We start from the raw sequence: 14,066 nt of genomic DNA, 5'->3' as shown, positions 1-14,066 counted from the left end.
TTTTGATTCTATACACAGAAAAACATCATCTATCAAGATCTGTCATTCTTAATTCAAGATCCTTGGTTTTGAAAAGATGAGTATACATGTGATTGAAAGCTGTGTATAGAATCGAAATATAGGGATTTATCTAATTTAAGAGAATTCATTTATAAGGTTTATTTGTATTTAATGACAAAAGCATCTTTGATGCCTGTTTTTGTTTGTGCATCTAGATTTCCGGTGGTTCCACCAGTCAGGTAAAGGACTCCATAACGATCTGACGACAAGGCAGTGCCATCTAACGTTACCAAGGTGCTGCCAGACAACCTAGTCCATTCCAGATTTCCATTAAAATGATACTTAGATAAATACATATCTTGCGTTCCGCTCAAACTCAAACCAGATAGATTACCTGTTGTCCATCCCATTGTATATACATTACCTGCATTGTCTGCGTAAACTCCGCGAGAAGTAGTGGTTGTTCCGACACCAGCACCTCGAAGGCGAACCCATTCCCGATTTCCACTTTTGTCAAATTTTACCAGTAATTCACCCGAAGTCCCTGAAAAATTTTCTCCACCGAAACTAGCAGTCACATCACCTGAAATATAAAAATTTCCCCTTTTATCTGCGGAAACCCCTCGAATCCAAACACTGGTTCCCGTTTGACCCAAATTTTTTGCCCAGGTATAATAACCATCGGGATGAAAGGCTAAAATAAAACTTTCTTGGTTGATACCAAGGGTCAGACCAACAAAATTACCCGGTCCTAAAGCATGCCCAACAATGTAGATTTGATTGGAAGACGAATCATATGTCGCCCGTAATCCATAAACTAAAGTCCCCGAAGGTCCACCCAACAATCGTGTCCATATCGGCGTACCATCACGATCATATTTGAAAACAAATACATTGTAATCACCAGAAACAATTTCTCCATTAATGTTTGTTAGTTCCGTATGCCCAGTGATATAAATATTCCCCTGCAAGTCGGTGGTGACTCCAATTCCAGCTATGTCTAAACTACTATTTGCATAAAATATCCTTGTCCAAAGTCTATCTCCGTCTTTAGAAAATTTAATCAAAGTCGAGCCAAACTGTGCGGTTGTAAATCCATCAAAAAAACCAAAGGTAGCTCCGGTTAGAATGATATCGCCAAAGGAATCTACGTGGATCGATTGTATATCGGAAGGGTAACTACTGGTAGATCCCATTTGCCGAACCCATAGGCGAACACCGGTAGAATCGTATTTAGCGAGAAAAATATCTGTATTGGTACCGCCAGATACTTTTGTTTGGCCAGCAAGAGATCCATCCACTTTACCAGCAATGTAAGTATTCCCTTCAAAATCCGTCGCCGATGCTAAAGAAGTAGTTGTGACTGCGGTAGTCCCACCTAACAACCTCGTCCATTGTTTGTTTCCTTTATTTTGTTGGGTAATTTCATAACAGGGAACAGATTGGATTAAACAATTCCACAAAGCAGTTTCAAAATAAGCTTTAGAATGGGAGTCTGAAGGATTATTGAGATTACTTTGCGTGCATTGAAAGAGGAAGGGAAGACTAAGGCAAAACGCGGATAGCCAAATTCTAAAAGAAAAATTTCTAAAATTTATCGAGTCTAGGTGGCCGGATCTAAAAGTCCTGCTTCTAAAAATCCTTTGGCTCTTAAGATACAAGAATCGCATTTTCCGCATGGTTTTCCTTTGATAGGATCGTAACAAGAATGAGTTAGGTGAAGTGGTGCGTCTACTTGTATTCCTAGTTCAATAATTTCTTTTTTGCCCAAATGCAGAAGTGGAGTTTTGATTTGGATGGAATCACCCTTTCCACTCACACCTTTTTTGGTTCCAAGGTTTGCCATTTTTTGGAATGATTCGATAAACTCTGGCCGGCAATCCGGGTATCCGGAATAGTCCAGTGCATTGACTCCAATATAGATAGAGTCGTACCCATGCCCTTCCGCTAACGACAAAGCAAAAGATAAAAATAAAATATTCCTTCCTGGAACGTAAGTATTCGGAATTTCCTCTTCTTTACCACTGAGCAAAAACTTAGCATTCTTTCTCACTTTGATTTTTTTTTCGGTAAGAGAACTTCCCAGAAAAAAACCAGGATCTAATTTTTGAGTCACATGTTTGATTCCGAGAAGTTTTGCAATTTTTTTACTTTTGATCAGTTCTATTTTATGTTTTTGGGAATAATCAAATGAGAGGGCAAGTAGTGGTAACTTTTTATTTTTGGGATAACCATAATCCCTAGCAGCAATGTACAAACAAGTAGTGGAATCAAGACCACCTGACAGAAGTACCACGGCTCCCTTCGAATTAGACTTCGGGGAGGAATCCATAACGGATACCATTTACTTTTTCGGGCCTCTGTACACACAAGAACTGGTACAAGTTTCGTGCAGAGTGATTTTATCAAGTAAAGGAAGTTTCGGTTTCAATTGGTTCCAAAGCCAAACAGCGATGTTTTCGCTCGTTGGATTTTCAAGCCCCGGAACATCATTTAAAACAAAGTGATCCAAATGTTCGTCTAAGATTGGTTTTACGATGGATTTTAGTTCCCCAAAGTCCATAATCCAACCCGTATGAGGATCAATTTCGCCCTTGAGATAAACGGCAAAACGAAAACTATGTCCATGCATTCTTTTACATTTATGTCCTTCCGGAACATTAGGTAAAAAATGGGCGGCTTCAAAACCAAAGGTTTTGGAAAGTTCAAGCTCTTCCATTACTCTTCCGTTGCATATTCCGTAAACAGTGACTTTTGATTTCCCGCATGGTCTTGGAATTCCACAGGGTAGTTGGATGTGAAACAAGCATCACAAAATCCACCACCTTTATGTCCTTCCACTGCTTTGTGCATTGTATCCAATGTTAAATAAGCTAAGGAATCCACACGAAGATACTTTTGGATTTCTTCAATGCTATGAGTCGAAGCAATGAGTTCCTTATGTGTCGGAATATCAATTCCATAATAACAAGGAGAAACCGTTGGTGGCGCCGAAACTCTAAAATGGATTTCTTTGGCACCAGCATTACGAATCATTTTGATGATTTTACGGCTTGTGGTTCCACGCATCACCGAGTCATCAATGATCACTACGCGTTTTCCATTCACTACTTCTTTCACAACATTGTATTTGATTTTGGCTCCAAAGTCCCGAATCTTTTGGTCCGGTTCAATGAAGGTTCTACCAATATAATGAGAACGCACAAGTCCACTTTGGTAAGGAATCCCCGACTCTTCACTGTATCCAAGAGCAGCAATATTTGCTGAATCAGGAACAGGAATGATAACATCGGCTTCTACCGGCATCACACGTGCTAGTTGGCGACCGAGAGACTTTCTTACTTTGTAAACCGATTCTTCAAAAATATAGGAATCGGGTCTTGCAAAGTAGATGTATTCAAAAATACAAAGACTTGGTTTTGCTTTTGGGAACGGATAAAGGGAACGCATTCCCGTATGATCGATGACAATCATCTCTCCTGGTTCCACATCACGAACGTATTCTGTTTCCGTAATGTCAAAAGCGCAAGTTTCGGAAGCGAACACAATGGCCCCGTCCGAACGTTTTCCCATCACCAGTGGTCGGAAACCATTAGGATCCCGAACGGCAATGAGATATCTAGGAGTTAAAACTAACAAAGAGTAGGCACCACGAACTTGGGCGAGAGACTCACAAAGTGCCTCAAGCAAATCCGTTTTATGGCTTTTGGCCATCAGGTGGACAATGACTTCCGAATCGATGGTGGTTTGGAAAATAGATCCGTCTCTTTCGAGGCGATTTCTGATATCCCAAGAGTTCACCAGGTTTCCGTTATGGGCTAGAGCCACAGGACCTAAGTGAGATTCCACGCGGATGGGCTGAGCATTCCGAAGAAAACTGGCTCCCGTTGTGGAATACCGGTTGTGACCAATGGCCGCATCCCCTATGAGCTCTTTGATCTTCGGTTGGGTGAAGATATTTGCCACAAGACCCATATTGGCATACCGGTATAAGTGAGATCCATCGGTAGTGACGATCCCACTGGACTCCTGACCTCGGTGTTGCATCGAGTACAAACCTAGGTAGGTAAAATTAGCAGCTTCCTTGCTATTGTAGATGCCGAAAATGGCACATTCTTCTTTTGGTTTGTCAGATTGGAGAATCATTGTTAGAATGACAATTGCAGTATTTCCAAAATCCCAATTAGATGCAAATCAATTCCAACTATATTCTCGTTGATACAGCAAAAGCTTTGGATTTAGCTCTGATCAATCTCAGACAGTCCAAAATCATGTCGATCGACACCGAGTCCTCCGGTTATTACACGTACTATCCCAAAGTTTGCCTCATTCAGATCAATTCCAATGGCAAAAATTACCTGATTGACCCCTTAAAAATCACAAATTTGTCAGCTTTGGGTCCTTTGTTTGCAGATGAGAACATTCTCAAAATCTTCCACTCTGCACAAGATGACATCAAAGCCTTAAAAAGAGATTTTGGGTTCAAATTTGTGAACACGGCAGATACGATGATCAGTTCTCGTTTGTTGTCATTAGAACAAAGTTCTTTATCACATGTTGTAGAACATTACCATAAAGTTACGCTTTCTAAAGTAGAACAGAAGTCTAACTGGGAAATTCGTCCTCTCCAAAAACAACAACTGAAGTATGCTGCATTAGATACTGCTTATTTAGAATCCATTTGGTTAAAGATGGAAGAAGAACTCAAACGCAGAACACTATTTGATGAAGCAAAATCTGAGTTTGAATTCATTGCATCCGAAGAGTATGTAGCCAAAGAAGGAGAAGGATTCTCTCTTGGAAAATTTCCTGACATTCTCAATTTCACTCCACTCGAAAGAAGAAAGATTTTAGAACTACTTCGTTACCGTGACGAAAAAGCAAAACGAATCAACAAAGCAAGTTTTCGCGTTTTTAATAACGATAGATTGTCACAAGCAGTCAAAGGTCATCCGAACGAAGAAAAATGTGTGGAATGGTTTGGTAAAAAAGACGGAACTGAAATTTTCAAACTTTTGACTGCGGAATACAATGATCCGATTGATACTTCTGAACTTTCAAAACGTCACGGGGAAGATTTAAACGAAGACGAAAATCATAAATTCGAAAACGCTAAAAAATGGCGCCTTCGTATTATGCGCGCTAGACGAATGGAGCATTCCCTTCTTCCTTCCAACAAACAACTGATTGTTATATTGCGAGCGGCACCAAAAACTTTAGAAGAACTAAAAGCCTTACATGTATTTTCCGATTGGAAGGTACAAAACTATGGTCCCAGTTTACTTGCCGCCATCCAAGGACTTCCTTTTGACTCGATGATCAACCGTTTGGTGGCCATACGATCCAAAGAAGCATTTGTTGCCAAACGAAGGAAAAAACAAAACCAAAACGCGAAAGACGAGGGTTGATGTTACCTTACCGGTCTTTTGTCGAAAAACTTTCACGGGACTTCGACGAAATTCCGGACACAACTGAAATTAAGTCCGGTGTCATCTTTCCTCTATTTGGATCCAAAGAAGTAGCCGAAGGGATCATCCTCACCGAACGTTCCAAACATCTAAAATCCCATCCGGGCCAAATTTCCTTTCCTGGTGGAGTGAAAGAAGAAGAAGATCCCAATTTACTTTTTACGGCTCTACGGGAATGGGAAGAAGAGATGGGAGTCAAACGTTCCACACTGAATGTTCTGGGAAAACTCGAAGGTCTACATACAAGGACTGGTTTTCATATCACCCCGTTTTTAGCCACTTACGAAGGTGACTTTTCCTTTCATCCCAATCACGATGAAGTCGATCGGATCCTCCTTGTCCCTTTTTCCGATCTTTGGACGAGTCCATTCTATTCCATCCCAATCCCGGGCAGAGATCATTTTGCTTATTATTTTGATTTGCCAGACGGCCTACTTTGGGGAGCCACTTGCGAAATGGTTTTGCGATTTTTAAAAGAACATTCTTCTTTTGACAGGATTCCTCTCCTCGTAAAACCAAACCTTCTCAAACCACCTTTTTTAGATCCCAAATCCCTCTAAGGTCAAATTCAGATTTCGCCGATGTTGTACAGGTGCGGGAAAAAAATAAAAATCTGGGACTACGATTCGCAAAATTATATGTCATCGTAAGTTGTATTTTATTTTTACCTTCCTACTTTCCGCTTTCCACACAAGCACAACCTAACAAAAGATATGTGTTTATTCTTGATGCCAGTGGTTCCATGTCAGAAAAATGGGATGGTAAAACTCGGATGGCCGTTGCCAAAGAAAAACTATTACAAGTACTTGGTGGACTACCAAAGGATGTCAGTGTCGGTCTTGTTGCTTACGGAAACCGAATCGCCGGTTGTAACTCGGCAAGGTTATACCATCCCATCCAACGAGGTGCTGCCTCCATCGTGAGCCAAAAGATTTCCAATATTGTTCCTGCCGGATCCACACCCATTGCACAAACCTTAACTGTGGTTGGTGAATTTCTTTTGAATGAAATTCAAGAAACAGAAATCATTTTTATCTCTGACGGTGTGGAGAGTTGTGATGGAGATCCGAAAGCCGTCCTTTACCAACTGAAACAATCGGGAAAAAAATTCCGGATGCAGGTTCTTGGAATCGACATTGATCCCAAAGGCGAAGAAGATCTCAAACGCCTTTCCTTACTTGGGGATGGACAATATTATTCTTTAAAACGTCCGGAAGATTATGATTCTTCCTTCAAACGAATCTTTTTTACAACGGAATCAGAACCCAGTATCTCCGCAAATTCGGAAGTAAAACCCCCTCTTCCCACACAAAACCTCATCAAAATTGTAAACATTCTTCCCTATGAAGATGGATCAGAATCAGGTTACATTCTGAATTACGAATACACTGCCAAAACTAGTTCCTCCTATATGATCCAATTGTATCTTTATCCTGTAGAGGAAAAGTTACGTAGTTTTCCAATCCCTCCTCTCCGTGAAAGAAGGATGGGAGATCTGGTAAAACACCAAATAGAATTCAAGTTGGGTCCCGAAGGAAAGGGACGGTTTATCTTCCCTTTGGCTGGAGGGAAAAGAATGAAAGCCTCTGCGGAACTCTGGGACCTGACGGGAGTTCCGAAAATTCTTGCTCTTTCGGAAGAAAAACCCATTCACGAGAATCAGGGTTCTGACCGAAACTGATAGTAATGAGACAGAATTCTTTCATCTGGAAATTTTGGAATTTGGGCCTTTTTGCCTTTGGGATCTTGATCTCCATGGGACTCGTCCCTCTCTTTGCAGAACGTTCCATCAGCCAAATTTTTGCAGACGAACGAACCAAACAAGGAGACGTTCTCCACAAAAAGGCCAAAGAATTTTTGGAAGACCGAAACCATTGGCAATCGGTGGAATCCTGTAAAAGCTTTTTGATCCTGTATCCAGGCCATCCCAAAACACGAGAAGTGAGAAAAACCTTAAGTTCGAACTACCGAATGACGGGAGATATTTTAGCCCTTGCTGAAAATGAACTCAAAATTTATAAAGAATATCCCAATACAGAAGAAGGACTCGAATCCTACTTAATTTCTGGGAAAGCTTACGTACGTATGGGCCGGGAAGACAAAGCCTATCAGATTTTTCAGGACATTATCAAAAATACGTATTCTAGTAAAATTGCACAAGAAGCGGAATTAGAACTGACTCAGATGGAAATTTTAGGAGAGAGTAAAAATAAGTAATTTTTACGAAAATATTGCCCTAGGGATCTCCGATAATAAACTAGGCACGTTGAGCAAAAAGGGTTCAGAGATTTAAGAATGTCGTTTTTTCAAATGGTTACTTTCCCAGCGAACTCCTACATCATTGTAGAGGGGAAAAAGGATGCGAACAATTTCTATATCATCCGTGAGGGTAAAGTACGTGTCACTCGTGAGACTGCTGTTGTGGGAGAAGATCCAAACCAAGTTTTAGGACCTGGTGACTTTTTTGGTGTGGTTGCTGCTATGAGCCAACACCCTCAAATTGAATCTGCCACTTCTCTTACCAATGTTTCTTTAATTTCCGTCAGTTACGACCAATTTGGAACCTTAATCCAAAAGTCTACTGCTGTTGCGATGAATATCATTCGTTTCTTCTCTATGAAGTTACGCCAATTTGATACCACCATCACTCGACTTTCTTTTCGTAATGCCGTCGAAGAAGATCCAAACGAACTCTTTAAAATTGGTGAATATTACTTCCAACAGCAAAATACATCTCATGCTACCTTTGCTTACCAAAGTTATTTAAAACACCTTCCGAATGGACAGTTTGTACCGCAGGCAAAACTGCGTTTGCAGACCATCAACCAACCATTCCAAGCACCTCCTATCGATTACAATAAATTCAATCGTAACTATAAAGATAGTGAGATGATCTTTTGTGAACATGAACCAGGTAAGGAATTGTTCATCTTACAAAGTGGAAAAGTTAAAATTTCCAAAATCGTAAACCAAAACGAGGTCATGCTCGCGGTTCTCCAAGCCGGAGATATTTTTGGAGAGATGGCCATCCTAGACAATAAACCTCGTTCCGCTTCTGCAGTCGCTGCAGGTGATGTGGAACTTCTTGCCATCAACAAAGCCAACTTCGAAGGGATGGTAAAGGCCCAACCGCAACTAGCAACACGACTCATCACTCTCCTTTCTGAGAGGATTTGGATTGCCTATAAACAATTAGCGAACTTACTTTTAAAAGATCCACAAGGCCGCATAGTAGATACACTAATGACCTTGGCAGAAAAAAACCGAATCAAAGTAACTCCCAAACAAGCTTACAATTTTGAAATTGGAACCAAGGACCTCCTCAAAATGGTGGGTCTTACAGATCCAAAAGATGAACTCATTGTCTCTGATATCATGAAGAACAATAAATTTATTCGTATGGATCTTGGAAAAATTGTTTGTACCGACATGGCAGAACTAGAAAAACTCGTCCAATTCTATCATAAAAAGGCTAACATGGAGAATAAGCTCAAGAAGCTGAAATAACTTCTTGCCAACTTTCCCTCCTGACTTACGTTAGAGGCCAACGAAATATGAGTGATAAGATACTAGTGGAAGAAAAGGGGAACACGATCCGTGTTCGTTTTATGGATCAGATTCTGGATGGAAATGCTCCAGAACTTCGAGAGATTCTGGCAGAAATTTTAGAAAAGAACGTTCAGGAAATCTTTCTGGATTTAGAAAAAGTGGTGATTGTTAGTTCTCTCGGAATCTCCCGTTTGCTTTCTTTCAAAAACAAAGCTGATGAAAAGAAAATGACAGTGAAGATTGTCAATATCCAAGAAAAACTAAAGGAAACATTGAAGAAGTTGATGTTGGATCAGTTTTTCGGCCTGTAAAACAAACTAAATTTTCTTTCTTTTATCACTTGAGCCCAATCTGAAAATCCACTTCCGTTGGAGGGGTAATTCGGATTGGGTTTCTTATTGGTTCCCACAAAACTACACTTGAATCATAAACCGGTTACAACTTGTCCATCTTACAAAAGGACTGAATGATGTTTGGAGCGATACGGTGAACACTGCCGGTCGGTGTGAATCTTCTGGAATGACAGGAAAAATCAATATCTCGTCATCCACCTATGAACTGATCAAAGATTTTTTTCAATGTGAATACAGAGGTGAGGTTCCCGCAAAACACAAAGGAAATATTAAAATGTATTTTGTAGAAGGACTCCTTCCCGAATTACAAAGGGAAGGACATCCTCAAATTCCAAACCATGAGTTTGTGAATCGATACAAATCTCTTGGTAAAACTTAACTATAAAAGATTTTGTTAGTAAGTTGGTGATTAAAAACCTTGGTCTTTTAAGTCGGCTTCCATCATAATTTTCACCAACTCTTTAAACTTCACTTTTGGTTCCCAACCTAACTGACGTTTAGCTTTTTCTGGATTTCCAATGAGAAGTTCTACTTCTGTTGGTCTGTAGTATTTTGGATCAATTTTAACCAGAACTTGGCCAGTTTTTTTGTCCTTACCAACTTCCTTATCTTCTTTGCCTTCCCAAACGACTTCAAATCCCGCAATTTTATATGATTCTTCAATAAACTCACGAACTGTATGTGTTTCATTGGTTGCTACCACATAGTCATCTGCTTTGTCTTGTTGCAACATCATCCACATCATTTCTACATAGTCCGGTGCATAACCCCAGTCACGTTTAGAATCAATGTTTCCCATCGTAATAAAAGGAAGTTTCCCCGCTTTGACAGCAGACACACCCAGAGTGATTTTTCTAGTCACAAAGGTTTCACCACGTCTTGGAGATTCATGATTGAATAAAATTCCATTTGATGCGTGCAAATTGTACGCTTCTCTATAATTCACCACAGCCCAATATGCATAAAGTTTAGCCACTGCATAAGGGGAACGTGGATAAAACGGAGTTTTTTCTGTTTGTGGAACTTCTTGGACAAGGCCGTAAAGTTCCGATGTAGAGGCTTGGTAAAAACGAGTGTTGATCCCTGTTTGTTTGATCGCATCTAAAATTCGTAACGTTCCCACTGCATCTACTTCCGCAGTGTATTCAGGAACCTCGAAGGAAACTTGTACATGTGACTGAGCAGCTAGGTTATAGATTTCAACAGGTTGGATTTTTTCTAAAATACGGTTTAAGTTAGAGGAATCAGTCATATCTCCATAATGAAGGTGGAGACTAGAGTCCCCATGCAGATGTTCAATGCGATTGCGATTGAAAAGACTCGTTCTGCGAACAATTCCATGGACCTCGTACCCTTTTTTGAGGAGGAGTTCTGCCAGGTAGGAACCGTCTTGGCCCGTGATTCCGGTGATTAGCGCTTTTTTCATAGATCAGAGATCAGTTTTTTAAATTTCTTTCGTAAGAAAAGGAAAAATGAGCCAGAAAAGGTAAATATTCTCAAAAAGAGGCAAGGATTTCCTTTTGCCTTTTCCTTCTTTATTCTGACTGTGACAATTATTACAAATTTTACAGATATGTTGCGAGAAATTCCTCATTCATTCCAAGCAGTCCTCCTCCTTTGGAGTATTTATCTGCTCCCTCTCGTACTGAGAGCTGAAGAAAAACCAGAACCAAAAGTAGAATCCAATTCCAATCCGACAAGTCCACAATCGGCACCTGCCCAACAAACCACGGTGACTCCAGAAAATAAGTCCAATTGGGAAACAGGACTTGGGAAAGGAATTCGTGCCACCTCGACAGATGGAAAACACAATATCCAACTTAGATTCCGATCCCAAATCCAAGGAAACCAAAGTTTTCAGTTGGACCCATCGGAGGACACCACCAATTTCCTCGTCCGTCGCACAAGGTTACAACTCAAAGCTGGTCTCTTCAACGATACTTGGCTTGTGAATTTGCAAATGGGATTTGCAGAACGAGATATGGAAAGCCAAAGAAGGAACACTTTACGAGATGCAAATATAATCTATAACCAATATCGCGACGTGAAAGTTGCCTTTGGGCAAATGAAAGTTCCTTTTAGTAGACAACGGTGGAATTCTTCTAGTGCTCTACAAACTGTCGATCGCTCTTCTGTCACTGCCGAGTTTAATTTAGACAGGGATGTGGGAACCTATCTTTTTTCAGAAGATTTATTTGGCAACAAACGAATGTTTGCTTATTATGTTGGTGTTTTTGGGGGACAGGGAAGGAACAGAGTCGAAAGACAAACTCCTGGAGTGTTGACTGTTGCAAGATTTATATTCTCTCCTTTTGGAGGAATGTCAAAATCAGGGTCTGATAACGATTGGCTCTCTGAAGGTGACTTTGCACGTTACAAAGAACCAAAACTATCTTTGGGTGTTTCAGGAGCTTATAACAAAAACTCTGATCGCGCATTAAGCACTCACGGAACAGAATATACTTTTGCAAAATTCAATTATAGTCATGCCGCTGGGGATGTTTATTTTAAATGGATGGGTTTTTCTTTTCAATATGAATGGTTGTGGAGAAGAGCAAACACTGCTTATGTGGAAAAGACAGTGGGTACTGCACTATCAAGAGAGTATTCAAGAAGTGGGCAAGGTCATTTTGTCCAATTAGGGTATTTGTTTCCCAATAATTATGAACTTAGTTTTCGCTTTGGAGAATTCCGACCCTTGGGAGAAACCGATCCTAATTTGAAATATTCCCGAGAAGTAGGAGGAGCACTCTCCTACTACTTTGCAGAACATAATTTAAAATGGCAAACAGACTACTTTTATTATACAGGCACTCCCACAGCTGCAGAGGGAGACCATGTAGTTCGAACACAAATACAGGTATTCTATTAAGATGAAATCAAATATAAAAAATATTGCCACAATACTTTTATTAGTTGGTATTTTTCTTAGTTCCTGTAAAACCCAACGAGATGATAAAATTAAGGAAACACAAAATAAGTGTCTTCAAACGATGTACCTAGCTAGTTTAAATGCAGGAAAAACTGGGTTTAGTGGAACATTCCAGTTTTTAGGTTCCTGTTCTGGTACTTCCAACTACTCACCATCTTGTATCGAACAATATGCTGTTGCAAAAGAAGAAATCTCTTGTTCTCCAGGATATACTAAGTCTTCGGTCAAATGTTCTGTTCAAAACTTAGTCGGTGTCTGTCGTTACCAACCCAATGGAGATACAACCAAAGTAACTACAGTGGTATATGCTAAACCGAATGATTCAAATGAATCTGCTGTCGCCAACTGTCAAAGTTATGGAAGTGGTGCTATTTTTACCGAAACCTATTTAAACCCAGGTGATAGAACCACTTCCCTCGATACAATCCTTACCAATGCTTATGTTTGTATCGATAAAGCAGAAAAGAACTAGAATAAATCTTCATACACTTTGGCTTTCTTAGTCGTTAATAAAAAGGGACGACCAAAGGAATTTGTAAGTGAGGCATCTGGATCAACACCTGCTGCTTTGTAAATCGTGGCAACCAAATCACGAACATGAAGAGCTTCATTCGGTTTTACTGGTTTAGATCCTGTTTCATCTGTTTCTCCCAAAACATATCCTTTCGCAAAGGGTCCACCGCCAAGTAAGGTAGACCAAACTTTAGGATGGTGGTCACGACCATCTCTGGCTCCCACATCAGGTGTTCTGCCAAATTCGCTGGTTAATACAAATAACGTTTGTTTAATGAAACCAGTGTTGTTTAAATCTTCTAATAAAGCGGCAATCCCCATATCAGTTTCTTTCATAATTTTGGTAATCTGTGCTTTGTTTCCAGTATGAGTGTCCCAACCACCGATAGAGATATGAATGAAAGGAACTTCCTCGGCGGCGAGTCGTTTTGCAAGTAACATCGCTTTCCCTTGCCAAGTGGTTCCATACCGAGCCCTTGTTTTTTCATCTTCCAAACTGATTCGGAAGCTATCGATGTTTTTGGAATTTCGAAATTCTTCTGCTGCTATGAGCATATTTTTCCAATGTTTGGATTCTTTTGTGGGATAAGTTTTTGCAAACTCTTCGTTCATAAAAGAAACTAAATCTTTTCTTCGTAGGATACGATCTTCTGTAAACTTTCCATAAGAAGGATTTAAATGTTGGATGGGTTCATCCACATTCCCTACATGATACCCCGAATAATCAATTCCTAAAAACCCAGAGTTTCCGATTTTACTACCTCTACCACCAATTGTCACATAACTTGGGAAGTACGATGACTTTACTTTAGATTTTTTTGCATACGCAATGACCGCTCCAAAATGGGGTATGTCTGGAAATCCCATTGCCTCTGTCATTCGGTATCCCGTTCCCAGTAACATTTGGGCAAATCCATGATCCCCTTCTTCACTCCAAGTAGATCGAACGATACCAATCGAATGCAATTGTTTGGCGGTGAGAGAAAAAGGTTCCAAAACCGAAAGCCCAGAAATACTAGAATTTATCTTTCCAAAAGCACTATTGGGTTTGGGATCCAAAGTATCCACATGACTCATCCCACCCATCATTTCGATAAAGATAACTGATTTTACTTTAGAAGGAAGAGTGATGGACTCCTCTTCTTCTTCCGCATGTAATTTACTAAAAGGATTTGAGGAAAATAAAAATGGACTAAGTCCTAAACTGAAAATTGATTTTTTTAAAAATTCTTTGCGATCCATGATGATTCC

General features: G+C 40.1%; 14 protein-coding genes and 1 pseudogene. 9 read left to right on the top strand and 6 right to left on the bottom strand.

Annotated elements, in window-relative coordinates; genetic code table 11:
* Positions 1-158 precede the first annotated feature (158 nt).
* The 4 genes from CH361_RS03590 to purF form a co-directional block, all read right to left on the bottom strand.
* The gene (locus CH361_RS03590) at positions 159-1,463 is read right to left on the bottom strand and encodes an SBBP repeat-containing protein (protein WP_244279544.1); all 1,305 of its coding nucleotides are present in this window, start codon (positions 1,461-1,463) and stop codon (positions 159-161) included.
* Between the two features lie 140 nt (positions 1,464-1,603).
* Positions 1,604-2,344 (bottom strand): 7-cyano-7-deazaguanine synthase QueC, encoded by a 741-nt coding sequence (gene queC, locus CH361_RS03585; RefSeq protein WP_100789483.1) that lies wholly within the window; start codon positions 2,342-2,344, stop codon positions 1,604-1,606.
* Positions 2,345-2,719 (bottom strand): 6-carboxytetrahydropterin synthase QueD, encoded by a 375-nt coding sequence (gene queD / locus CH361_RS03580; RefSeq protein ID WP_100789482.1) that lies wholly within the window; start codon positions 2,717-2,719, stop codon positions 2,345-2,347. It lies immediately after the preceding gene.
* Positions 2,719-4,146 (bottom strand): amidophosphoribosyltransferase, encoded by a 1,428-nt coding sequence (purF, locus tag CH361_RS03575; protein ID WP_100789481.1) that lies wholly within the window; start codon positions 4,144-4,146, stop codon positions 2,719-2,721. The genes queD and purF overlap by 1 nt, the downstream gene beginning before the upstream one ends.
* A 41-nt stretch (positions 4,147-4,187) precedes the next feature.
* Here purF and CH361_RS03570 point away from each other — a divergent pair, with 41 nt between their 5' ends.
* The 7 genes and pseudogenes from CH361_RS03570 to CH361_RS03540 form a co-directional block, all read left to right on the top strand.
* Positions 4,188-5,408 carry a ribonuclease D gene (locus tag CH361_RS03570; protein ID WP_100789480.1) on the top strand — a complete coding sequence of 407 codons (1,221 nt, stop codon included), beginning with the start codon at positions 4,188-4,190 and terminating at the stop codon, positions 5,406-5,408.
* Positions 5,408-6,028: an NUDIX hydrolase gene (locus tag CH361_RS03565; protein ID WP_100789479.1), complete on the top strand. Its 621-nt coding sequence runs from the start codon at positions 5,408-5,410 to the stop codon at positions 6,026-6,028. The genes CH361_RS03570 and CH361_RS03565 overlap by 1 nt, the downstream gene beginning before the upstream one ends.
* A gap of 32 nt (positions 6,029-6,060) precedes the next feature.
* A complete protein-coding gene (locus CH361_RS03560; RefSeq protein ID WP_100789478.1) occupies positions 6,061-7,149 on the top strand; it encodes a vWA domain-containing protein in 1,089 nt (362 codons plus the stop codon).
* A 5-nt stretch (positions 7,150-7,154) separates the two neighbouring features.
* Entirely contained in the window at positions 7,155-7,685 is a 531-nt protein-coding gene (locus CH361_RS03555; protein ID WP_165782223.1) for a tetratricopeptide repeat protein, read from the top strand.
* Positions 7,686-7,763: 78 nt separating this feature from the next.
* The gene (locus CH361_RS03550; RefSeq protein WP_100789477.1) at positions 7,764-8,975 is read left to right on the top strand and encodes a Crp/Fnr family transcriptional regulator; all 1,212 of its coding nucleotides are present in this window, start codon (positions 7,764-7,766) and stop codon (positions 8,973-8,975) included.
* A gap of 47 nt (positions 8,976-9,022) precedes the next feature.
* On the top strand, positions 9,023-9,328 hold the full coding sequence (locus CH361_RS03545; protein ID WP_004785107.1) for an STAS domain-containing protein: 306 nt from the start codon (positions 9,023-9,025) through the stop codon (positions 9,326-9,328).
* Between the two features lie 157 nt (positions 9,329-9,485).
* Positions 9,486-9,749, top strand: a pseudogene (locus CH361_RS03540) (adenylate/guanylate cyclase domain-containing protein); the annotation flags it as partial.
* 30 nt (positions 9,750-9,779) lie between these two features.
* On the opposite strand, the gene gmd reads toward CH361_RS03540, so the two are convergent.
* Complete coding sequence (gmd, locus tag CH361_RS03535; protein WP_100789476.1) at positions 9,780-10,796, bottom strand: GDP-mannose 4,6-dehydratase; 1,017 nt, start codon at positions 10,794-10,796, stop codon at positions 9,780-9,782.
* Between the two features lie 147 nt (positions 10,797-10,943).
* Here gmd and CH361_RS03530 point away from each other — a divergent pair, with 147 nt between their 5' ends.
* Positions 10,944-12,242 carry a porin gene (locus CH361_RS03530; RefSeq protein ID WP_100789475.1) on the top strand — a complete coding sequence of 433 codons (1,299 nt, stop codon included), beginning with the start codon at positions 10,944-10,946 and terminating at the stop codon, positions 12,240-12,242.
* Position 12,243: 1 nt separating this feature from the next.
* Entirely contained in the window at positions 12,244-12,774 is a 531-nt protein-coding gene (locus CH361_RS03525) for a hypothetical protein (RefSeq protein ID WP_244279542.1), read from the top strand.
* Here CH361_RS03525 and CH361_RS03520 read toward each other — a convergent pair.
* The gene (locus CH361_RS03520) at positions 12,771-14,057 is read right to left on the bottom strand and encodes a DUF1501 domain-containing protein (protein WP_100789474.1); all 1,287 of its coding nucleotides are present in this window, start codon (positions 14,055-14,057) and stop codon (positions 12,771-12,773) included. The genes CH361_RS03525 and CH361_RS03520 overlap by 4 nt on opposite strands.
* Positions 14,058-14,066 lie beyond the last annotated feature (9 nt).

It is taken from the genome of Leptospira brenneri (assembly GCF_002812125.1).
Lineage (GTDB): Bacteria > Spirochaetota > Leptospiria > Leptospirales > Leptospiraceae > Leptospira_A > Leptospira_A brenneri.
The sequence above is the reverse complement of the archived record's forward strand: the minus strand, read 5'-3'. Positions and strand labels throughout refer to the sequence as shown.